This is a genomic window from Bacillus sp. FSL R12-0074, assembly GCF_038005725.1.
GTDB classification, from domain to species: Bacteria; Bacillota; Bacilli; order Bacillales; family Bacillaceae_G; genus Bacillus_A; species Bacillus_A mycoides.
In genome coordinates this window covers 1,716,861-1,739,975 of sequence record NZ_JBBOTR010000001.1, presented here as the reverse complement: position 1 = coordinate 1,739,975, position 23,115 = coordinate 1,716,861, and the positions used below count along the sequence as shown (strand labels likewise).

The following is a 23,115-nucleotide window of genomic DNA, read 5'->3' as shown; positions in this document are numbered from 1 at the left end:
CATTTCTAAAATCCCGTAAATCCACCGAATAGACGAATAAAGAACGCTGTAATTTTCGTCATTTGATTTGTATATAATAAAACCCCTGTTAAAATCATCATTCCACCGCCGATTTTCATCATGACATTGGCATAAGTAACAATCCATTTTACCTTTCCAATAAAAAATGCCATCACGAAAAACGGAACTGCAAAGCCAAGAGTATATGCCGTAATATAAAGAAGCGCACTTTCAGGATTGGTCGCCCCGAGCATAAGCACTGCAGAAAATATCGGACCAACACACGGTGTCCATCCTGCTGCATATGTCATACCAACCAAAATCGAGCGAATATAGCCTGTCGATTTACTTCTATACTGCACTTTTTTCTCTGCCATAAGCCACTTAGGCTGAAACAATCCAGTCATAAATAACCCCATCAAAACAATAAAAATCCCACCAATTTGCTGAATCAATCTTTGATTAGATGAAAAAGTAATCCCAATCCAACTCACCGATAAACCTAACGCATAAAATATAACCGAGAAACCGATCATAAAAAATACTGTATGTATAATCGCTGATTTTTGCATAATTCCACGATTTTTTTTAAAATCTTGAATAGACACACCTGTAATATATGATAAATAAGATGGATATAGCGGTAAAGAACATGGTGATATAAATGAAAGTATCCCAGCCCCTGCTACTAGCCAAATTGTTAAATCCGCCGCATTCATTTTATTCCTCCTAGATACACTACAATACGTAGTGTTGATTATTAAAAAAAGAGGCTATATACACTCTCCGACAATAAGTACAATCGACATACAAAATAGCCCTAACGTTACATATACTGAATTTGTATGTAATGGCATATTCAGCTTAACAACTTCCTCATTCAACACTTGCTCAATTCGTAAATTAATTGCAGTTTTTGCAAACGACGCTGTAATACATTGATTTTCCATCGTTTTTATTTTAATTAACTTTAATAATGCACTACCTAGCTCAAATGAAGATTTCATTTTTTGCATCGCATATTTATCAGCTGATAGCTCTTGATATACATGATAACGCTGCAACATCCCTTTTAATATAGGAATATACATCATTCCCTCAGCTAACAATGTAAAGAAAAATAACTTTAATGGATCTCGATTTTTTTGATGATATTCCTCATGTAATACAATCGCATCAATTTCTTCCTCAGAAAATGCCTGAAACACTCCTTCTGAAATGACAATTTTCGGTCGAACTAATCCAATTGTAAATGCCGTAATCTGTAACGTTGATAATACGTACACTTGCTTTCCTTTTCTAGTAATAGACACGAGATTTCTTTTCAATCTTTTACTATAAAAAAATTGCTTCCAAATTCTTTTACTCATAATGATTACAGTAAATAACAGTAATCCGGCTATCATTATACGAAGTATTGATAGTTCCCTCATATGTTTTTGTAATTCAAATAAACAAAATTGCGAAAGGAAAAATGCTTTATTTTGAAAAAGAAATGGGTATGTAACGTAGTATACTAACATGCTTAAAAAAAGTACACTAATAGTCACTGCTAACAAAACGATTTTACGCATTTGCCACTTCATTTTAGCGGTCCTCTTTTTTTAGCTGACTTAATTTCTCTTCTAATTTTTTTATTAAAGATGGATCAGCTTGTTCTAACTCATCTATCATATGGTTCACAACAAGATCTCCAAATTCACCCATTAATTCCTGTGTCATTTTCTTCGTTTGATTAGATAAAAATTCTTCCTTCGTTTGTGTAGTACGATACATACCACTTCTTTTCACGATATGCTTTTCTAAATGTGCTTTCTCTACTAATCTGTTCATAACTGTCATTACAGTGTTAAAATTCACCGGGGATTCTTCACTTAATTTTTGTTGCACATCTTTAATGGTAATACCCTCAGTAGCCCAAACAATCTCCATTATTTTCGCTTCAAGCGGTCCGAAAAAGTGATTTAACCCATGCTCATTTAACTTGTAGTTTTGAGTAAACATCGTATGGCCCCTTTCACACTACAAATTGTAGTACAAAATATATAGAAGGTCAAACATAAATGATATTAACTGATACTTAAATGAATCCTAATCTCCACTAATTAGTTATCTGTACCACGTTCGATTCATTGTAGACCTAACTTCTCTCCAAATGTATCATAGAGATAATATTCTAATATTTGCACACTAAATTTCTCATTACGCCCAAGTGCAAATAATTCCCGATCTTTAGCTACGATAGTATCTAATGGAATCACCACATTATCCACTATTTTTGTAATTTCAATTATATTACTTTCTACGTTTACTTCTGTTTTAAATTCAATATTTTCTAATACTATATGTGAACGTCTTCCTGATGCAAAAAAAGTAAAGTTAGGATTTTTAAAAATTCCAATTTCACTCTCTAACGGATATAAATATTTATAAATTATATCTCTGTGTCCATCTTTTATTATTTTTTCATCTTTTTCATCGTCTAAATATTCTTTCACCTTCGATGCGAACTCAAATCGAAAATCCACTCTTTCACGCTCCCTCTTTTTAGTCTACGTTAATAAGTATATTAATATAATTTAACTATATTATAAAATAAGTTCCTATAAAAAGTAAAAAACACTTTTGTAAAACTTTTGGTATTCCCTGTACTTTTTAAATATAATACTCTTTCAACATTCATTAGTACGTCGTTATATTCATTTAAACATATTGTTCCCATATTTTGAAACAATATTTTCCAGTATTATATATCAATAAAGTGAAACTTTAATCAATGGGGGTTTTGTTCATCCCCCACTGATTATTAGCCCACACCAATCGGGCGTTTACGGGCAGCAGGGCTCCCACCTAACTGCTTTGCTCCAATCGAATTTTGAGGCGGGAGTTTACTGTCCGCAAATAGCGGGATAAACTGCTTCTAATTCCTTTCTATCCACAGCTATCGACTCCTTATGCTATTTCAATATATTGTTCACTTTATTTCCCCTTATTCATTAAATCACAGAAGGAATGTAACTCCCCACTATCGAATTTTTACATAACAAATATTATTAGGTGGTGCTTTACTATGAAATTAGCTGTCATTGGTGGCGGTGATTTACAAGATCCAAATCACTTGCATATTAATGAACGACTTATAGAATTAACGAATAAACAATACCCAAAAGTATTATTCATTCCTACAGCTAGTCGTGATGATGAAGGATATATAAAGTTATTTTTAGCAACATTTGAAAAGCAATTACATTGTGAGGTTCAAATTTTACGCATTTCAACCGAAACACCTACTAAATATGAAATAGATGAGATGATTCATTCTGCCGATTTAATTTACCTTGGCGGTGGAAATTACGTTCACATGCTTGAACAATGGAAAGTACATAAACTAGATGAAAAGTTACTATTTGCTTTAAAACGTGGAACACTTATTGCAGGATATAGTGCCGGTGCTATGTGCTGGTTCACATCTAGCATTCGTTCAGATTATGAAGGTTCCGGTTATATAGAAAGTAGTGGCTGGGGTATTGTTAACAAAAGATTTTGCCCCCATTACAATCAATTAAATAGAATGAATGCCTTCCATACGTTTTTACAAACTCACCAAGGTAATATAGAAGGTATTGCATTAGAAGATAATTGCGCTTTATATATTACAGAAGGTTCATTTGAAATTATCGGTGAGCCAGATACAGCTTGGGAGTTTTATATGAATAATGGAGAACTCATTAGACAACATTTTGACATAACTTTAAAAAGTTATTTATAAGCATTCATAAAAAAATGTCCCTAAGTATAATGACTTAGGGACATTTTCATCTTTTAACTCACTAATCGTGTAATTCGTTTCTTCTGCCATGAAAGCTTATAATATGCATACTGTAATATTAAGCTGACGATGAATGCAGCTGGATACCCAATCCATATCCCTTCTATTCCAAGGCTCGTATGGTAAGAAAGATAATACGCCACAGGTACTTCAACAAGCCAAATTGATACAACACTGATTACAGTTGGCCATAGTACAGTACCACTTGCTCGCATTGTGGCACTAATAATTTGCGCATGACCAAAAATTAAGTAACTCCATAATGTAATCATGATTAGACTATGAGCAATGTCAATTGTATTTTGACTTGTTAAAAATAGTGCTAAAATATCTCTTGAGAACAAGTAAATAAGCGATATTAATACACCACCAATGATATAATTCATAATAATTCCGGCCTTAACAACTTTCTGCAATCGATCAAATTGGTTCGCACCAATTGATTGCGCTGCAAAAATTGATACGGTAATACCGAGGCTAACTGCTGGCATTTGTACATAACTTGCAACTTGGTTCACAACACCATACGCCGCTGTTGCATCTGAACCGTACCGATTTACAAATGCGATTACCGCGATCTCTGATAATGAAACTAATATCATATTAATACTCGCTGGAATACCGAGGCGTAACAATAATTTTAATAACTCCCAGTCCATACGAAGATATTTTCTTACTGTCCCGTCTAATTGTAGTGGATGATTTTTCTTCTTTAAATACACTAGCATAACAATAAACGTAATAACTGTAGATATAACTGAAGCATAGGCTGCTCCGTAAACATCTAATTTCGGAGCTCCTAACCAGCCAAAAATAAGAATTGGTAATAAAATCATATTTAGCGCTGTACTTACGATTAAAAAGTAAAATGGCGTTTTTGAATCTCCTGTACCTCTCATAAATGTTGTATATGCAAAATATAAAAATAATACTGGCATAGATATAAATAAAATTCTTGCGTAATGCACACTTATTTCAATAATATTTTCTGGCGTTCCCATAAGACGCATAATATCCATCGCAAAAATACTACCTATTATCGCCAACACGACTCCGATAATAAAAGTAAACGTAAGCGTCGTACCAACGATAGCTTTTAAGCGCTCCTCATTTTTAGCACCAAATGCCTGACCAATTAAAATTGAACTACCAGAACCAATTCCAATTACAAATGAAACGAGTAGGAAAAATAACGGGAAAAATGCCGATATAGCTGCTAGATCATTTACGCCAAGCCATCTTCCTACTACTACCATTCCAAATAACTGTCCAACTGACTGTAATACATTACTTAAAAGTAACGGCACTAAAAACATGGACATCGATTTCCATATCGGCTTATGTTCCGTTTCTGACTTCTGTGACTCTACACCTTCTTTATTGTTATCTGTAGGTGGTTTCAAATTTCATTTCTCCTTTTATTTAAAATCTGCACGGTTAAATCGGTGCTCAAATAGTTGTAATTACTCCAACCATTTCTATACTGTTTGCTCGTCAAAGTAATTGGCTCTTCCACTCACTATTTTCAAATTCATCATAGAACTTTAACATATTTTTCGTATCTGTAATCCTCTATCTCTTTGTATAGTTGTTTTTATTATGTGCATCTATTCATTTTCTTCTCTTCATTCTTATAACTTCACCCAATATTGGCTTCCATCAGCTGTTCTATCTAAAAAACCATATTCGATTAAATATCTTCTCAAAGTTACAAAATCCGGATATATATTTTCTAAAACTGTATTTACTTCTTTTTCAGTATACTTTTTATTACTATCGAATTTCTTCACTAAATGACGTAATATAATTAATTTACGCTTTTGCTTTTTCGGAAATTTAGAAAGCGGTCCATCCAAACCTTCTGTAAAATGCGCTGTTAAAACTTCAGCATTTTCTTCCTCTGTAATATTGTATCTATCATCCACCATCGTAGCTGTTCTATGAATCGGTACAAATTTAGTTTGAACTTTTGATTTTTCTTCTGACAATTCCATTAACGCTAAAAATACTTTCGCTTGCTTCATTTTCTCGCGCAATGTAAATCGATGATTGCGAATCGTCGATGTGCTCCCGCCATCCATTTCTTTTACAATCTCTTTATCGTTAAGTCCCATATGGAAAAACTGAACCATTTTCTTTTGCAAATCAGTTAAGCCTGTAAACTTTTTATCAAGATTTAATAAATATTCAAACATAGATGTATGCTCATTTTGAATATGCAACTGTACAAACTTCTCCGCTTCATACAAAACTTGATTTTCTTGATAAATAACCCCTTTAATAAACGTTTCTCCACAAGCTAAACAAACATACTCCTCTGCTTCCTCGTCAAATACATACCCTTTCTTCAATTCCTCTATCGACGCATTCCAAAACTTCTCTGAAATATCACTCATACTAAACATTCCTCCAAAAGGTTTATTAAAACCATAAACAAATTACGATACCGTTTATTACCACTCCATCATCTTACCATATCAAAAGCAAACAATTCAATATTTCGTTTACCTATTTTACAAACTTTTATAAAAATATCTATTTATACGTTATAAAAAAGACTTATCCCAACAAACAGCGAATGTGTTTTTAGAAACCACTTATTATTAAGATGTGAAATATGCTGTTCAATATTTAAGTGATACAAACCTAATTCAACATGGAACCGGCATTCACACATTCCAAAACTTCAGCATTCAATTTTAACTACAAAAAAGGTGTTTCCATATACGAAAACACCTTTTACCTTTTATATATTTTATAAACAACTTCCACTAAAACTTTACTCGCTTGTACAAATACATGTTTTCGATTTCCATCCTCAACGAATCTATTTGAACAACCACTAATCATCATCATACAACTAATTATGACTATTACTTTAATACTTTTTCTCCAAATCATTTTATGCAACTCCACTTTTGAAAACTTCATTCAAATTTACCCCATCAAAAAAGTTTACACGAATAATGAAACGTAAGAATATGTAATGTTGCATATTTTTACGTTTCATTACAATATTGTGATTTAATTATTTTAATGACTGGTATACCGAGGTGATTCACTTGAAATTTAAAGCGAAAAAAAATCCATTTCATATCATTTTAATCTCATTGTTTTTAGTTGTTTTTTTCATTTCTCTATTCTTTCAAAATGAGAATTCTATTTTTTTCACTCTCATGATGCTCTTAAATATCGTGAATCTCTCTTCTTTCTATTTTTCTCATTACAAAATAACGGAATCTGCCCTTATTGTTAAACATGGTTTCATACTCCGTACTGAAATTCCATTTGAATATATACGCCACATTAAATACTCTGGTAAAAAGCTTCGTTCAGAAAATTGGACAAGACAACAAATAGAAATTCATTATAATTTATTCGACTCAGTAACATCTTTCGTACCACAAGAAGAGGAGAAATTCATTTCACTCTTAAAAGAAAACTGGCCAAATGTGAAAATAATCAATAGCACCTCAAATGAATAATTTTGTTTGAGACAGTTCAATGCTATTAGGATAACTATATAAGAATTGAATATCCTCCCCAAGTAAAACCGCCGTTTACATATTTATTCTCCCCTCAGGCTAACTCCCCAATAGTTAGTCTATTTTTTATTACATAAAGATACTACGCCTTCATCACAAACAAACGATACGAACATACACTATTTCTAGAAAAACAAACTACTACACAAAATGAATGAAAGGTGCTTATTATGTATGAGTTAAGTTATGAAGGGTTAACAGGTGAAATTATTACAAGATATGATTGTGAGTACGAAGAAGCTAGACAAGAATGGAATCGGGCTATTCAAAAGTTTCCTTTAGCTATCATTTATTGTTTTACGAAATGGGATGTTAGTAATGCGATTATTTGGGCGAGAAAAAATGAAATTGCTATTCGCATTCGTTCTGGTGGACACCATTACGAAGGATATTCTGTCGGAAACAATGTCCTCGTAATTGATATAAGTAAAATGAACTGTATGCAGCTTAATGAACATAAAAATACATTAGTCATTCAAGGTGGTGCTCAAAATAAACAAATCTATGACTTTATCTCTTCAAAAGGTTATCCATTTCCAGGAGGAACTTGTCCAACTGTTGGAGTAAGTGGATACACTTTAGGTGGAGGTTGGGGCTATTCTAGTAGGTATTTCGGCCTTGGTTGTGACAATTTAATAGAGTTAGAATTAATTGACTATAAAGGTAAAGTAATTACAGCTAATGAAACTTGCCATAAAGACTTATTTTGGGCTTGTCGCGGGGCAGGTGGCGGAAATTTTGGCATCGTTGTTTCGCTAACTTTTAAGCTCCCTCCAATAGTTGATAAAGTTACTTTCGTTGAACTATATTGGCCTAACGCTTCAGTAGACATCCAAAAGGAATTTCTTCACACATGGCAAAGCTGGCTAGTAAATTTAAATAGTAAGATGACAATCGGTGCGAGCATATACAACTCTGTTGTGGAAGGACTTGCAATATATGGACGAGGTTTATATTACGGTACCCCAGAAGATGCAGCGTTCATTCTACAAGATTTACTCAATATAAACGGGGTGAAGATGAATTTACAATATATCAGTTTTCTTGAAGCAATGGCCATTGTAGAATCTTCATATCCACCGTCTGAACAATTTAAATCTACAGGCCGGTTCGTTCATAAACAATATAACGAGGAAGAAATCGAAATAATTATTAGTCTTATTGAAGATAGAGCTTCCGGTAGTATTTTTGCAGCTATAAGTCTCTCCCCCCTTGGAGGAAAAATTCAAGATGTAGGTAAAGATGCGAGCGCTTTTTATTACCGCGATGCACATTATATTCTAGGAATCCAAACTATATGGGAAGATCCGATTGTTAAAAAGGATAATTCCCAATGGTTAGAAAGCCGATTTGACTATATAGAATCTATAACAGACGGCTCATTCATCAATTTCCCATACAGCGATTTGAAAGATTATATGAACGCTTATTACGGGACACATGCGAACAAATTAAGAAAAATCAGTAAAAAATATGACCCTTTATGTGTATTTACTTTTCCGCAAGGAATTAAAAATTAATATGCGATAAAGTGAAACTTTAATCAGTGGGGTTTTGTTCATCCCCCACTGATTATTAGCCTTCACCAATCGGGCGTTTATGGGCAGCAGGGCTCCCACCTAACTTCTTTGCTGCAGCCGAATTTTGAGGTAGGAGTTTTACTGCCCGGCAAATAGCGGGATAAAAAAGCCAAGATTCTAAATTAAGAATCTTGGCCTCTTCTATTATTCTTTCGGAGCAATCATTTTTTTCGGATCTACAATCTCATCAAATTGCTCTTCTGTTAGTAGTCCAGATTGCAATGCTGCTTCTTTTAAAGTTAACCCTTCTTTATGGGCATGCTTTGCAATTTTCGCGGCATTTTCATACCCGATATGTGGGTTTAGCGCTGTTACAAGCATTAATGAACGATTTACATTTTCATTAATTACTTCTTCATCTGCTTCAATACCAACTGCACATTTATCATTAAACGAAACGGTTGCATCAGCTAATAAGTGAGCAGATTGCAGGAAGTTGTAAGCAATAACTGGTTTGAATACGTTTAGCTCAAAATTACCTTGGCTCGCAGCAAATCCGATTGTTGTGTCATTCCCCATAACTTGTGCTACAACCATTGTTAATGCTTCACTTTGCGTTGGATTTACTTTACCTGGCATAATAGAGCTTCCTGGTTCATTTGCAGGGATAATAATTTCCCCAAGACCACTTCGTGGACCACTTGCGAGCCAGCGCACATCGTTAGCTATCTTCATTAAATCAGCAGCTAATGCTTTTAATGCTCCATGTGCAAATACAACTTCATCATGGCTCGTTAACGCATGGAATTTATTTGGTGCAGAAACAAATTGTTTACCTGTAAACAGACTAATTTCTTCTGCTACCATCTCACCAAATTTAGGGTGCGCATTAATTCCAGTTCCAACCGCAGTACCACCAATTGCTAATTCTTTCATATATGTATTGCTATCTGCAATCATACGCTCTGTTTTTTCAAGCATACGGTGCCATCCGCTAATTTCTTGTCCTAACGTTAAAGGTGTTGCATCTTGTAAATGCGTACGACCGATTTTAATAATATGTTCAAATGCAGTTACTTTTTCTGCTAATGTTTCTTTTAATTTCGTAATAGCTGGCAATACATGATTTTCTACCGCAATTACACACGCTACATGAAGTGCTGTTGGGAACGTATCATTGGAACTTTGAGACATGTTCACGTCATCATTCGGATGAATATGTACGTCAGATCCCTTTTCTTTCAAAATTTGATTACCGCGGTTTGCAATTACTTCATTTACATTCATATTCGATTGTGTACCACTACCCGTTTGCCATACGACAAGTGGAAAATGTTCATTCCATTTTTCTGCGATAACTTCATCAGCAGCTTCCACAATTGCTTGCGTCTTCTCTTCTGATAGCTTTCCTAATTTTTGATTACTAAGCGCTGCACTCTTCTTTAAAATCGCAAATGCTTTTACAATTTCAAGCGGCATATGCTCTGTTCCAATCGGAAAATTTTCCTTACTACGCTGCGTTTGTGCTGCCCATAATTTATCAGCTGGAACTTTCATTTCTCCTAATGTATCTCTTTCAATTCTGTACTCCATTTTTTCATCCCCTTGAAAATAAAATACCTACATCTTTTATTTTAACAGACTTTCTATCAAATGATAAGAATTCTCATTAATACATATAAAAAAAAAATTACCTTCCGCCACCGCAGAAGGTAATTTTTTTATGATGCTTGCTTTCCTTTATCCGCATCATCTACATACCAAATGAACTTGCCTGTATATCCATAAATAACTGCTAAAATGAGTGATACGAAGCTTAGCCACATAAATGGAACGTATGATAATGTTGATACACCTAAAATACCAGCCATAAAAATACCATTATCAGACCATGGAACCATACCAGAAGTCAAAGTTCCACCTACTTCTGAGTTACGTGCTAATACGCGGCGATCTATTTTTAATTTATCATAGCTTTCTTCCATAATTTTTGGTGTTAAAATAAGTGATACGTACATCGCACAACCAAATATGTTAGCTAAAAACGCAACGATTAATGTAGACAATGTTACATTGCCTGCAGAATTTAATTTCTTCTCAAATTTCGATACGATTACCTTTAGAACACCTAGCTTTTCAAGTAATCCACCAAAACCTAAGCCGAAAATAATAACGGCTACTGAACCAAGCATACCATTAATTCCACCACGGTTTAATAACTTATCGACAAACTCGACACCAGATTGAATTGAGAATCCGTTATATGCTGTTCCAATTGCCTCTCCAAAGTGCATTCCTTGGAAAAGTGTTGCCCAAATTGCACCAATTAAAGCTCCCATAGCAATTGTTGGCATAGATGGTTTCTTCATCGCCAATAGCACAATAACAATTACCGCTGGAACAAGCATCCATATTTTAATATCAAAGTGCTTTAATAAAGATTCTTTTAAAAACTCAACTCTATTTAAATCTACATTATCCCCGCCATACATCCATCCAGCAACAGTAAACATAATGCTGGTAATAATATAAGCTGGAACGTCTAATACGAGCATAGCTCGAACGTGAGCAATAACATCTACTTTCGCCATAGAAGCTGCAAGAACTGTGCTATCAGAAAGTGGTGATAATTTGTCTCCGAAATAAGCTCCTGAAAGGACTGCACCCGCAACAAGCGGAAGTGGTAATCCAAGCCCTTCACCTATCGCCATCATAGCAATACCTGCAGTTCCAACTGTTCCCCATGATGTTCCTGTCGCGATAGAAGTGATTGAACAAATAATTAAAGTTGCCAATAAGAATATGCTAGGGTGAATGAATTCTAATCCATAATAAATTAATGTAGGTACAACCCCACCAGCAATCCACGTTCCAATTAAAGCCCCAACTGCAACTAAAATAAGAATTGCTTCTAATCCATTAGAAATCCCTTTCGTAATTGCATCTTGCAATTCTTGATAACGAAATCCTAATCTTAATCCAAGCGCAATAACTAAAAACCATGAAATAAATAGCGCTAATTGAATTGGGAGATCAAAAATCGTTTGGAAGGAAAAGACGACAGCAAGAAATAGGCATAAAAGAATAATAATTTCTAGCATCGATGGTAATCTTACACTTTTCATTTTTTTCTCTCCTTACAAGTCGATAACATGATGTATGTAGTCTTACGTGTATGTAGTATACAATTAGCGAAGACAAAACAAAATTTTCATATTATTTCGATTTATTTTTTCAGTATAATATATTCACAACCCTTTCTATTGTAAAAGTAGATTGCGCTTTTCGCAATGAAAAATATAAAAAATGTTGTATTTTTATTTATTTAGATAAAAACACCTAATGAAATAAAACTTTAATCAATGAGGGTTTTATCCATCCCCACTAATTATTAACCCATAATAACCTTTTTAATATTTGCCTCAACAAAACTTTTTACTACCGCTTTCACCTCATATGTAATAATATATTTCCACATAAAAAAAGAGCACACATCATTTAATCGATGCATGCCCCTCTTTTATTTATACATATTTTGTATCTCTTCTTTATTTTTAAGTATTTCCGAAAACTTATCGCTACAACCTTTCGGAAATAAAACCCCGAGTCCATATGAATGCCCAAACTGAAAATGAGGGTGTTTCACCTTGACCTCATCCCAAAACTTATACACACCGAAATCACCGTTTTTAACTTCAATATCATGAAATAATACAATACCGTTTTTCGCAACTTTAGGTAACCATGTTTTATAATCATGAGAAACAGCTTCATACGTATGATAGCCATCAATATGCAAAAGATTTATCGTTTCATCTTGAAACTGATCCAGAGCATCATCAAAAGTAGACCGAATTAAATTTCCTATATTCAGGTAGTTATCGCTCACCACTTTTTCTACTATTTGAAAAACCCCTTCTCCATATGGACCTGTATGCCCATCTCCAGCCCAAGTATCTACAGCAAAACATTTTGTGGCTAACCCACCATCTTTTACCCCCTGGCAAAAACTAAAAAAGGAAGCACCTAAATGCGTACCTAACTCAACTAAAGTTGCTGGTTCTTCAAATCTTACTAAATCATATGCGAAATCTAAATGCCCACTCCACGCAGATTGTGACCGAATAATAGAACTAAAATTTTCAAATTCAAACGATGGTTTATGAGTAACCCAGTTCATCGCGTATCTCCTTATACACATATTTTTAACAAACCAAATTACTCTTATCTTTATTTTCTTATCATTGTAATTATGATTCTATTTCATAAAAAAGATGAAGAATTAGCCCTTTCTTATTGAGGTAAAGCATCATATACATATGGATTTGTTGGCTTCTTAATCTTCTCTACTTTACTTATTTTCACAAGTGGAAATAGCATTCCTTAGAACCAGAAGCATTGAAAAACTTGGATGAACGATATGGAGATCAAATAACTGAACTTGTATTTATCGGCATCGATATGAATCGTTCTATTAACAGAAAAAGAAATGAAACAAGATTGAAATACATTTGTTGATCCTATTCCGGCTTTTACTTTCACTTCATAATAAAAAGGCTTCCGTGGCATGGAGCCTTTTTCACTTTGTAGTACTCTTATTTAACATATTTGCTTTAATAAGAAACACAATTGTACCTAAAACAATTAAGATAGCATATACGATACCAACTACATCACCTATTTTTTCTAAGCCAAACGGTAATAGTATAGTAGCAACTCCGACTATATAGGAAAACACACCTGAAAGCTTCGCTAATTTATTTTTATCTCCAACAAACGTTTCTTCCTGATAGCCTGCCAACAAAAACAATCTCTTTTTCACATGTATTTGATACCCTAAAAAAATGATAAGTAATCCAACAAATAAACAAACCAAAAATCCTGCTAGCATATAACTCCCCCCTACGATATTTTACTATACACAAAAAAGATGATCGTTCTTAATAAAATGAAACTTTAATCAGTGGGGGTTTTTCCATCCTCCACTGATTATTAGCCCTCACCAATTGGACTTTTACGAGCAGCACGACTCCCACCTAACTTCCTCGCATTCGCCGAATTTCAAGGTGGGAGTCTTACTGTCCGTTAATGCGGGATAAACAATTTTATTTTTAATTAGAAATTTCAGTTTATTTATATTCCATTCTGTGATATATTGCATATTGTATCCAATATATTTTTTTAAAAAGGAGGACTTATATATTTTATGGATTCAAATCGTTTAAAAGGAATTATTATGGTTGTAATCGGTGCTTGTTTATGGGGCTTATCCGGAACAGCTGCGCAACAACTTTTTCAATATGAAAACGTTTCTACTGAATGGTTAGTTACAATCCGTTTGCTTATATCCGGTGCTATTTTGCTCATTATGTCATCATTCGGAGCGAACAAAAAAGAAATATTTGGAATTTGGAAACAAAAGTCTGATGCAAATAAGATAATTTTGTTCGGTCTTTTAGGCATGCTTGCTGTACAGTACACGTACTTCGCTTCTATTAAAGAAGGAAACGCTGCTGTTGCAACTTTGTTACAATATTTAGCCCCTATATTTATCACTGTATACTTACTTTTCAAATGGAGCGTTCGTCCATCAAAAATTGATTATATTTCAATTACCCTCTCATTAGTAGGGACTTTTCTCCTATTAACAAACGGTTCTGTTCATAACTTAGCTGTATCTACACCTGCTATCATTTGGGGCATTTTATCTGGACTATCTCTTGCATTTTATAGTTTGTATTCAAAAGAATTGTTAGAAAAGTGGTCTTCATCCGTTATCGTTGGATGGGGGATGATCATTGGGGGGATTGGCGTAAAGATTTTACACTTTATTTCCACAAACGAATTCATTTTATTATCAACTATGAAATATGTAAAACTAAGTACCCTCCCGCTCATTACATTTGTCGTCATTTTCGGGACACTCATCGCATTTTATTTATACTTAGATAGCATAAGATACCTTACGCCTAAAGAAACAACATTATTTGGCTGTACAGAACCACTCGCAGCTATTATTTCTTCTGTGCTTATTTTGCACGTACCGTTTCAATCTTTTCAGTTATTAGGTGCTTTTTGTGTAATTGTAATGGTGCTCATATTAAGCCAAAAACCGGATAAAGGAAAACCAAAATTAAAGCTTGTTAATACGAAAAAGAAACATATACAATGAAAGGATTGAATTCACTATGCCTGTCCCTCAAAATTATAAAAAACCAGGAAGAGTTTCAGCAAAGTCACTCGTTTTAAATCAACTGCAAGATTGGATTATAGAAGGTGTTTTACGACCTGATGAGAAAATAAATGATGGGGAATTGGCAGAAGCACTAGGAGTAAGCAGAACACCTGTTAGAGAAGCTTTACAAATTTTAGAGCTTTCTGGATTAGTTGAAATGGTACCTGGGCAAAAAACGAAAATCGCGCCTATTAAGTTAGACGACGTATCTATCATTTATGAGACGATAGCTGGTCTTCACTCAATTATAGGAAAGCAAGCACTTCAAAAAGTTACAGACGCTGATATTAAACTACTTTCCGAGATAAATGATGCTTTTCAACAATCTATACATGAAAAAGATTCAAAAAAAGCTTTAGAACTAGATATACGATTTCACAATACAATTACTTCTATTGCTAAAAACCGATATATTGAACCTTTTCTAGAAAATATGCAACTTCACATTTTACGCCTTGAATATTTATTTTTCCAAAACTTCGTGCCTGCAAGTCAATCTATTAAAGAACATCACTCTATAATTCAAGCACTACAAAAACAGGATGGAAAACGAATGGAACAAATGATGTCTCAAAACTGGCTCCGTCCAATGAAAGAAATACAAAAAATAATTTCTGTGAAATAATAAAGCTGGTTACACAAAAGTGTAACCAGCTCCTTCTTTAATAATCTATATGCTATGCCTGAATATTTGCGTAATCTTCAATATGCTCGTACTCTTTTTCCAATTCCTCTAAAGACAGCTCGTATAATTGTCGGTCGCGAATCTTAAACACCCCTGCTCCAATTAACTCATCAATTAAATGTCTCTTACGATTTTCAACAGCAAAACGGAGTTGACTACTCATCTTTTAAAAAACTCCTTTCTACGATCATTGAAAACGATAATCTTTATCAATTAATACTTTTGATTATAAAAGATGATTCTTAATAAGTAAAGTAATCTTATGAAATATTTACCTTACAAAGTATTTGTGGCCACATTATATATATGTATGCCACGTGAAAAATGTTATGACATTTTTTCATACCCTTTTTCTTTCATACTTTGCAAGTTGTCTCATTATGGTTAAATTCACCTTCTATTTCAACTTGAATGGTGACATGTTCTACATGAAATTTCCCCTTTAATACATCCGTTGCTTCTTTCAATACGCTTTGCGTTTCATTACCTTCGATAATAAGATGGCAAGTTAATACTTGAAAATCTGATGTTACAGACCATATATGTAAATCATGAACTTCTTTTACAATAGTAATATTTAATAATGTATTTTTCACCTCTTCAGCATCTATGTGCTGCGGTGCACCTTCCATTAATATATGAACTGTATCACGTGTTACACGCCATCCACTTATAATGACTAAAATAGACACAAGAATACTAGCAACCGCATCTGCAGCAGTCCATCCAAAAAATTTAATAAGTAACGCAGCAATAATCGCTCCAACTGAACCTAATAAATCGCCTAGTACATGTAAGAACGCACTTCTTAAATTTAAATTACCTTTCACATCTCCGCCTCTCATTAATATCCAAGCTGATACAATATTAATAAGCAGACCAAGCACAGCAATAATGAGCATTCCATTACTAGCGATTTCAACTGGTTCCTTAAAACGACGAATTGCTTCAATAAAAATATATACTGAAATGACAATAAGAACGACACCATTACATAATGCCGCTAACATTTCGACTCGCTTATACCCATATGTTTTCGCGGCCGTTGCCGTTTTTTCCCCAAGCTTGAACGCAAGTAAACTTAAAGCTAAGGATACTGCATCACTTAACATATGCCCTGCGTCAGACAATAGTGCTAAGCTATTTGTTACAAATCCGCCAATAACTTCAGCAATCATAAAGCTTGTTGTTAATAAGAAGGCAATTAATAACGCTTTTTTATTTTTTGAATGATCGTGATCATGTGAGTGTCCCATACAAATGCTCCTTTAAGTGCAATATCTGTATGTTAGTATGAAACAAATTCCCTATCTTTATCTCCCATTAACGCCCGATAGTGAATGCTAATAATCCGTAGAAGATGAACAATACCCCACTGATTAAAGTTTCACTTTATCCCGCTTCCTCTGTATACAAACTTCGCTACTTTTCAAACAAGTCCTTTTTCTCAACTAAAAACAAGACTACTTCTTTTTTATTTTCATATTGTTTACTAATGAAAGAATTTTTAAGGGGGTTACAAAATTGAAACGACTATTTCTCTGCATGGAGCGTGAACTTGTTGTAGTAAAAGAACAATATGGTAACTATGAAACCGCATATCATTTACAAAATATGCAACCTACCTGTATTGTGGTTGATCCATTCCAAACAAATCGTGTTTATTGCGGCACATTTGGACGAGGTTTATGGCTAAGTGACGATGGCGGGGATTCGTGGAGACCAATTGGAGATTCATATCGTTACTTTGATTTCCCTAAAGAGGATGGTATTTTACATTCTTCGATTACTTCCATTACGATAAGCCCTAATGAACAAGTTAACGGATATGGTGTCGTTTATGTAGGTACAGAACCTAGTGCTTTATTCCGTTCAGAAAATGGTGGTGAAACGTGGACTGAACTTAAAAATATGAAATCATTATTATCTTCCTATACGTGGGCTTTTCCGCCGAGACCTTTTACCCATCACGTACGCTGGATTACAGTTGATCCAAACAATCCAAATACACTCCATGTTTCAATCGAAGCTGGTGCTGTTATTCAAAGTAATGATAAAGGGCATACATGGATTGATAAAAAATTCGGTGCTCCTATCGATGCTCATCAATTACTCATGCACCCTGAAGCCCCAAATCGCCTTTATGCATCATGTGGTGACGGATTTATGGGCGGACCTGATCGTGCATATCTTGAAAGTTATAACAGTGGAAACAGCTGGATCTCATGTAGTGACGGACTTGAGCATCATTATTTATACAGCATGGCTATCGATCCCGCTGATTGCGATACAATTCTCGTTTCTGCCGCACCAAGTGCCGACCTTGCTCATCACCGTATTCCTTATGAATCTTATATTTATCGGAAAACGAAAGATACTCCGTTCCAGCAAGTACAGCAAGGTCTACCATCTGCAATTGGTACAGTCATTTCGATGTTTGCTACAAATCCAGCCGAACCACATACGTTTTACACTTTAAATAACAATGGCATCTTTCAATCCACTGATAGCGGTGAAACGTGGGAACACCTAAACATTACATGGAAAGATGAGTATAAAACGCAGCATCCGCATGCATTGCTCGTTACTAGTTCTTAACAAAAAGAGACTGCCTTCATTTAAGGCAGTCTCTTTATTTGTTTATTTATTTATTTATTTCTTTAAATCAATGACAATATCATCTAACACTATATCTTTACTCTTCGCTTCTTTTTTCGGCACTTCAATTTTCTTCTCTTTTCCATTCACATATTCCACTCCACCATGATTTTCAGGTGTATGAACTCGCAAGTGTACACGAGGTGTAACGATAAGCTTTGTTGCATTTTCGTTCAACTTTTGGAATGTAGCACTCCATCGAATATTGTAAGGATCGTTGCCACTTCCCCCATTTCCTTCACCCGAATAATCATTCCCTAAATCATCCTTAACCGTCAATTCAACATCTACACTATCCCATTCTTTCCTCGCACCCTTAGAAACTTCTTGATTGTAATAAAGAATAAATGAAACCGGCGACATTGCGACCTTTTCCATATTTGCTTTTATACCTTCTTTTTCCGAACTTCCACCAATTGTTCTCTCTTTACTATCCATTGATTTTACAGTTAATGCGAAATTCCAATTACCTTGTATTGATTTTTTCCTATCTGGCATCTCTATTCCCTCTATATTCCATCTAAAGTTTACTTTGTCCTTTTTATTAATATCATGGTGCGTCGTTGTTACCATACCTACATACTTTTTTTCAGTAACTTTAGTCATTTTCCCACTTCCTGAACTACCATGAGCGTCCATTATATCCAATCCACCTAATATAATAGGATCATCCCCTAAGTCTTGCTCACTTTCCAGTGAATACGTTATAGATAATGTTCTGCCATCAGAAATTACATCATTAATTGTAACCTTAACCCCATTACTCTCTCTCGTCATATTCAATTCAGTCGAAAACTCTTTATAATTTTCATATAGTCCTGTTCTACCATTATCTAAAAATCGGAATATATCACCTACAATTGGCAATCCTCCAGCATATGTAGGAAACCCAATACCAAGCGTTGCAACTGATATCCCTACTAAAATAGATGCAGCAGCGACACCCTTTTTCCAACTTTTCATCTTTTTCTTCATACGTATCGATTGTTTTACATTACGTTTTACTTTTTCTTTTTCAATTTCAGAAGCCTCAATTTCCTCAAGTTCTTTTTCATCTATATCAATGTCATTTAATAGTTCATAAATGTCTTTCATATTGCACTACCTCCAAAACTAATATTCGTAGCATTTTGTTGTAGTTTCTTTTTTCCCCGGTACACACGATTATCGATCGCTGCCCTGGTTAATCCTAACTTGTCACCGATTTCCTCTGTCTTCATACCGAGAAGATATTTCATAATGAACACCTTTTGATCTAACGGTTCTAATTGATTAATAAGCTTCAATAACTCTTCCCTATCTTCCATAACGATTAATTCATCTTCTGCCGATTTTTCTGTACTAATATGAAACTCATCTGAAATAATTTCTACTGTTCTAGTCGCTTTCCGGTAATAATCAATCGCCTTAAACTTTGCAATCGCTGCAATCCATTTTTTAAAATCATTCGGCTCTCCATGAAATTTCTTTGCATTATTCCAAATGGAAAGAAATATATCGTTTACACATTCCTCTATGAGTCCATCATTTTGAACCGGAAGAAGAACTTTGTGCGTTATCCCCTTTATGAGCGGTAAGTATGTATCGACAACAAATTCTAGCGCATCTTCTTTTTGCCGCTGTAATCTTTTTATAAAATTTTTCTCATTGGATTTCATGTAGCGATTCCCCTTATTTTTTTGTAAAAGCTTTTACACCCTATATAACGTTTTGGAAATTTTTTTCTCTCATCTTTTTTTATTTTTTGTATGTAATGGGATACTTTTCCTTAGCCATTGTCTCATATAAATATAAGCTTGAAGAAAATTTTCTCAAGTCTGTAATTCAATTAGTGTAGTACACTATTTATGCAGACACTCTTTAACCTGGTGTACATTTCATTTAATTAATCTACTTTTATAATTTTAAATTAGGAGATGAGATTTGTATGTGTGGAATTACAGGTTGGGTAGATTGGAAGAAAGATCTTTCAAATGAACATGTTATTTTAGAAAAGATGGCGAATAGTATTCAGCATCGCGGTCCTGATGCTGAAGGATTTTGGTTTTCTCCTCGTGCGGCCTTTGCACACCGACGTTTAATTGTTATTGACCCAGAAGGTGGGACGCAGCCGAAGACATTTCGTGCTGGTGATTATACGTATGCTCTTACTTATAATGGAGAAATTTATAATTTTCGTGAGCTGAGAGAACAGCTTCGAAAATGTGGTCATGCATTTGAAACGCATTCAGATACAGAAGTATTACTACATGCTTATTTAGAATGGAAAGAAGACTGCGTACAACATTTAAACGGAATTTTCGCTTTCGCCTTATGGGATGATCAGAAGCAACAACTGTTTTTAGCACGTGATCATTTAGGCGTAAAGCCACTCTTTTATACAGAAAGAAATGACAGTATTATTTTCGGATCTGAAATAAAAGCATTATTAGCTCATCCATCTGTTCCTGCTGAAATTGATGCGGACGGCATAAATGAAATATTTGGATTAGGCTTATTTCGAACTCCAGGATGTGGCGTCTTTAAACATATTCAAGAAGTTCGTGCTGGACATTCTATAACATTCACACGTGATAAAAAAGTAGTTCAAAAGTATTGGAATTTAGAAAGTAAGATTCATACAGACTCTACCAGAGACACATCATCGCATATTTTATCTATTTTACAAGATACAGTAAAAAGACAATTAATTGCCGATGTTCCTCTCGTCTGTATGTTATCAGGCGGATTAGACTCTAGCGGTATTACTGCACTTGCGGGTAAAGAATTTGCAGAGGAAAACAAAACACTTCACACGTATTCAATTGATTTTGTAAACAGCGCAAAAGATTTCGAGCTGACATTTGCTCGTACTGGTTTAGATGCTCCTTGGGTAAAACGCGTTTCTGAACATGTAGGGACATCGCACCATGATATTATTGTGAATGCTGAAGAATTAGCAAATCACTTATTCGTTCCCCTCCGTGCAAAAGATTTACCAAGTGCTGGCGAAATGGAAACTTCACTATATTTACTATTTTGCGAAATGAAAAAAGATGCAACCGTAGCTTTATCTGGAGAATCTGCTGATGAAGTATTCGGGGGATATCCTTGGTTTCATCAAGAAGAACTATTATATGTAGATAAGTTTCCGTGGTTAACAAACTGGAAAAATACATCTTCTCTATTATTAAACGACGTAACAACTCAATGTAATCCTGAGCAGTATATTAATAAACGATTCCATGAAGCTGCTCTTGAAGTACCTACTCTTGAAGGTGAAAGTAAAAAAGAAGCGAAACAGCGTCAAATGTTTTATTTATTTTTAACACGATTCCTTCCGTTCTTACTCGACCGTAAAGACCGTATGAGTATGGCTGTAGGATTTGAAGTTCGTGTACCGTTTTGCGATTATAGATTAGTTGAATATTTATGGAACGTTCCTTTCAACATAAAAAGTATTGATAATATTGAAAAAGGAATTTTACGTAGGGCACTGAAACCAGCTTTACCTGATGACGTACGAAATAGAAGAAAAAGTGCTTATCCAACTTCACAAGATCCACACTACTTACAAACAATCCGTAATTTAACACTTGATATGTGTAGTAATAAAAACAATCCTGTTTTCTCACTCATTAACCATTCCATATTACTTGCAATTGCTGATCAAAGTAACAAAGAGATTACCAATTTTGAAGCAAGAAGTGCTATGGAGTATATGCTACAAGTAAATGAATGGTTAAAAACGTATCATATTCATATTGTTTAACAAAAAAGAGTTCAAGGACAAAAACCCTTGAACTCTCTTTCATTTATTAATTGGCACATTGTCTATTTTCAGTATCGATGGACCATCCAATAATAGTGGCACAATCTCTGCCTTTCCACTGAAGTACATTTGTTAATACAGGCTCAATCTGTAAACAAGATCCGTCGTGTAATATTTCTACTAAAGATTGATCATCATCAAACTTTAGTTTATCACACTCTAAAATACCATCCGTTGCCATTACAATGTGATTCTGACCTTTTTCTAATCCCCTTACCCCTGATGTAAAACAAGGTGTATTCGCTGCAAAAACATTTTTTCTTCCTATGTATTCATAGTTCTTACGCTTATTTAGCCTACCTTTTCCATTTTTCGTTTGCTCTGAATGGAATAAATACGCGAAGCAATCACCAACTGATAGCCAATATAAGAACTCGCCTTTTCGTAAACAAATTAAACATGCAAGTTCCTCATCATCTTGGTCACATTTCTCGATAAAGAGCTCATCTGTAAATAACGCTAATAAATACATATGTGTATGATGAAAAGCTAAATGGATTGGGTATGAAAATAACTCTTTTAGTTTTTCTTCTCTTTCTGAAATCGCTTCTATTATATAATGTATATTTTTCGTTTTATGATGTGTATCAAAAATCATAACAAATTCAAATTCTAGTTTCGGATCCCACCAAGCTAGCACTGCATCTCCTCTTTCATATGCATCACTCTCTTGATTTCCTCCATATACGCCGACTGAAAGAGGACCACATTTTTCAACATGTATTTGATCTACATACATCTTTTCATGACTAATCCATTTAAATGTATTCACAGCTATCATCCTCTCTCTTGCTAAATGTATACCTTTACACATAGATTACCTTATATTTCA

At 34.4% G+C, this 23,115-nt stretch carries 23 protein-coding genes and 2 pseudogenes; 8 read left to right on the top strand and 17 right to left on the bottom strand.

The features are described from left to right. Positions 1 to 5: 5 nt before the first annotated feature. From ccdA to NSS97_RS09100, 4 genes are all read right to left on the bottom strand, one after another. Positions 6 to 719: a cytochrome c-type biogenesis protein CcdA gene (ccdA, locus tag NSS97_RS09115; protein WP_107887731.1), complete on the bottom strand. Its 714-nt coding sequence runs from the start codon at positions 717 to 719 to the stop codon at positions 6 to 8. 54 nt (positions 720 to 773) lie between these two features. Continuing rightward, positions 774 to 1,586 (bottom strand): M56 family metallopeptidase, encoded by an 813-nt coding sequence (locus NSS97_RS09110; RefSeq protein ID WP_341112265.1) that lies wholly within the window; start codon positions 1,584 to 1,586, stop codon positions 774 to 776. Between the two features lies 1 nt (position 1,587). After that, entirely contained in the window at positions 1,588 to 2,004 is a 417-nt protein-coding gene (locus NSS97_RS09105; RefSeq protein ID WP_107887733.1) for a BlaI/MecI/CopY family transcriptional regulator, read from the bottom strand. A 125-nt stretch (positions 2,005 to 2,129) separates the two neighbouring features. After that, positions 2,130 to 2,528, bottom strand: a complete 399-nt coding sequence (locus tag NSS97_RS09100) for a DUF3942 family protein (RefSeq protein ID WP_107887734.1) — start codon at positions 2,526 to 2,528, stop codon at positions 2,130 to 2,132. A 542-nt stretch (positions 2,529 to 3,070) separates the two neighbouring features. Between NSS97_RS09100 and NSS97_RS09095 the strand changes: the two genes are divergently transcribed. Further along, positions 3,071 to 3,769 (top strand): Type 1 glutamine amidotransferase-like domain-containing protein, encoded by a 699-nt coding sequence (locus tag NSS97_RS09095; protein WP_107887735.1) that lies wholly within the window; start codon positions 3,071 to 3,073, stop codon positions 3,767 to 3,769. Between the two features lie 53 nt (positions 3,770 to 3,822). On the opposite strand, the gene NSS97_RS09090 is transcribed toward NSS97_RS09095, so the two are convergent. The 3 genes from NSS97_RS09090 to NSS97_RS09080 form a co-directional block, all read right to left on the bottom strand. Beyond that, positions 3,823 to 5,232, bottom strand: a complete 1,410-nt coding sequence (locus tag NSS97_RS09090) for an MATE family efflux transporter (RefSeq protein WP_002086395.1) — start codon at positions 5,230 to 5,232, stop codon at positions 3,823 to 3,825. 228 nt (positions 5,233 to 5,460) lie between these two features. Next, on the bottom strand, positions 5,461 to 6,225 hold the full coding sequence (locus NSS97_RS09085) for a DUF2087 domain-containing protein (RefSeq protein ID WP_107887736.1): 765 nt from the start codon (positions 6,223 to 6,225) through the stop codon (positions 5,461 to 5,463). A 343-nt stretch (positions 6,226 to 6,568) separates the two neighbouring features. Then, positions 6,569 to 6,760 carry a hypothetical protein gene (locus tag NSS97_RS09080; protein WP_142933471.1) on the bottom strand — a complete coding sequence of 64 codons (192 nt, stop codon included), beginning with the start codon at positions 6,758 to 6,760 and terminating at the stop codon, positions 6,569 to 6,571. A 131-nt stretch (positions 6,761 to 6,891) separates the two neighbouring features. On the opposite strand from NSS97_RS09080, the gene NSS97_RS09075 reads away from it, so the two are divergent. Continuing rightward, positions 6,892 to 7,314 (top strand): PH domain-containing protein, encoded by a 423-nt coding sequence (locus tag NSS97_RS09075; RefSeq protein ID WP_107887737.1) that lies wholly within the window; start codon positions 6,892 to 6,894, stop codon positions 7,312 to 7,314. A gap of 230 nt (positions 7,315 to 7,544) precedes the next feature. Continuing rightward, entirely contained in the window at positions 7,545 to 8,894 is a 1,350-nt protein-coding gene (locus NSS97_RS09070) for an FAD-dependent oxidoreductase (protein WP_341112260.1), read from the top strand. 204 nt (positions 8,895 to 9,098) lie between these two features. On the opposite strand, the gene fumC is transcribed toward NSS97_RS09070, so the two are convergent. The 4 genes and pseudogenes from fumC to NSS97_RS09050 all read right to left on the bottom strand — a co-directional run. Beyond that, positions 9,099 to 10,487, bottom strand: coding sequence for a class II fumarate hydratase (fumC, locus tag NSS97_RS09065; protein ID WP_002035171.1), 1,389 nt, complete (start codon positions 10,485 to 10,487; stop codon positions 9,099 to 9,101). A gap of 128 nt (positions 10,488 to 10,615) precedes the next feature. Continuing rightward, entirely contained in the window at positions 10,616 to 12,019 is a 1,404-nt protein-coding gene (nhaC, locus tag NSS97_RS09060; protein WP_002086402.1) for a Na+/H+ antiporter NhaC, read from the bottom strand. Between the two features lie 395 nt (positions 12,020 to 12,414). Further along, positions 12,415 to 13,074: a class I SAM-dependent methyltransferase gene (locus tag NSS97_RS09055; protein ID WP_107887739.1), complete on the bottom strand. Its 660-nt coding sequence runs from the start codon at positions 13,072 to 13,074 to the stop codon at positions 12,415 to 12,417. A gap of 113 nt (positions 13,075 to 13,187) precedes the next feature. After that, a pseudogene (locus NSS97_RS09050) lies at positions 13,188 to 13,277 on the bottom strand (TIGR03943 family putative permease subunit); the annotation flags it as partial. Between the two features lie 3 nt (positions 13,278 to 13,280). Between NSS97_RS09050 and NSS97_RS09045 the strand changes: the two are divergent. Continuing rightward, positions 13,281 to 13,398 (top strand): annotated as a pseudogene (locus tag NSS97_RS09045) (GTP-binding protein); the annotation flags it as partial. Positions 13,399 to 13,473: 75 nt separating this feature from the next. On the opposite strand, the gene NSS97_RS09040 reads toward NSS97_RS09045, so the two are convergent. After that, complete coding sequence (locus NSS97_RS09040) at positions 13,474 to 13,785, bottom strand: DUF3784 domain-containing protein (RefSeq protein ID WP_002064702.1); 312 nt, start codon at positions 13,783 to 13,785, stop codon at positions 13,474 to 13,476. A gap of 315 nt (positions 13,786 to 14,100) precedes the next feature. Between NSS97_RS09040 and NSS97_RS09035 the strand changes: the two genes are divergently transcribed. After that, entirely contained in the window at positions 14,101 to 15,066 is a 966-nt protein-coding gene (locus NSS97_RS09035) for a DMT family transporter (protein WP_341112256.1), read from the top strand. A 16-nt stretch (positions 15,067 to 15,082) separates the two neighbouring features. Beyond that, complete coding sequence (locus NSS97_RS09030) at positions 15,083 to 15,754, top strand: FCD domain-containing protein (RefSeq protein WP_107887740.1); 672 nt, start codon at positions 15,083 to 15,085, stop codon at positions 15,752 to 15,754. Positions 15,755 to 15,806: 52 nt separating this feature from the next. On the opposite strand, the gene fbpA is transcribed toward NSS97_RS09030, so the two are convergent. Beyond that, positions 15,807 to 15,977, bottom strand: coding sequence for a Fur-regulated basic protein FbpA (gene fbpA / locus NSS97_RS09025; protein WP_002012091.1), 171 nt, complete (start codon positions 15,975 to 15,977; stop codon positions 15,807 to 15,809). A 193-nt stretch (positions 15,978 to 16,170) separates the two neighbouring features. Further along, positions 16,171 to 17,070 carry a cation diffusion facilitator family transporter gene (locus NSS97_RS09020; protein ID WP_107887741.1) on the bottom strand — a complete coding sequence of 300 codons (900 nt, stop codon included), beginning with the start codon at positions 17,068 to 17,070 and terminating at the stop codon, positions 16,171 to 16,173. 268 nt (positions 17,071 to 17,338) lie between these two features. Here NSS97_RS09020 and NSS97_RS09015 point away from each other — a divergent pair, with 268 nt between their 5' ends. Beyond that, positions 17,339 to 18,412, top strand: coding sequence for a glycosyl hydrolase (locus NSS97_RS09015; RefSeq protein WP_107887742.1), 1,074 nt, complete (start codon positions 17,339 to 17,341; stop codon positions 18,410 to 18,412). A gap of 54 nt (positions 18,413 to 18,466) precedes the next feature. Here NSS97_RS09015 and NSS97_RS09010 read toward each other — a convergent pair whose 3' ends face one another. Both NSS97_RS09010 and NSS97_RS09005 read right to left on the bottom strand, forming a co-directional pair. Further along, positions 18,467 to 19,567, bottom strand: a complete 1,101-nt coding sequence (locus tag NSS97_RS09010; protein ID WP_107887743.1) for a DUF4179 domain-containing protein — start codon at positions 19,565 to 19,567, stop codon at positions 18,467 to 18,469. After that, a complete protein-coding gene (locus NSS97_RS09005) occupies positions 19,564 to 20,130 on the bottom strand; it encodes a sigma-70 family RNA polymerase sigma factor (RefSeq protein WP_107887744.1) in 567 nt (188 codons plus the stop codon). Before NSS97_RS09005 ends, NSS97_RS09010 begins: the two co-directional genes overlap by 4 nt. Before the next feature lie 269 nt (positions 20,131 to 20,399). Between NSS97_RS09005 and asnB the strand changes: the two genes are divergently transcribed. Next, a complete protein-coding gene (gene asnB / locus NSS97_RS09000) occupies positions 20,400 to 22,223 on the top strand; it encodes an asparagine synthase (glutamine-hydrolyzing) (protein ID WP_107887745.1) in 1,824 nt (607 codons plus the stop codon). A gap of 46 nt (positions 22,224 to 22,269) precedes the next feature. Here the strand turns inward: asnB and NSS97_RS08995 are convergent, their stop codons facing one another. Next, positions 22,270 to 23,097 carry a protein phosphatase 2C domain-containing protein gene (locus tag NSS97_RS08995; RefSeq protein ID WP_002012083.1) on the bottom strand — a complete coding sequence of 276 codons (828 nt, stop codon included), beginning with the start codon at positions 23,095 to 23,097 and terminating at the stop codon, positions 22,270 to 22,272. Positions 23,098 to 23,115: the final 18 nt, after the last annotated feature.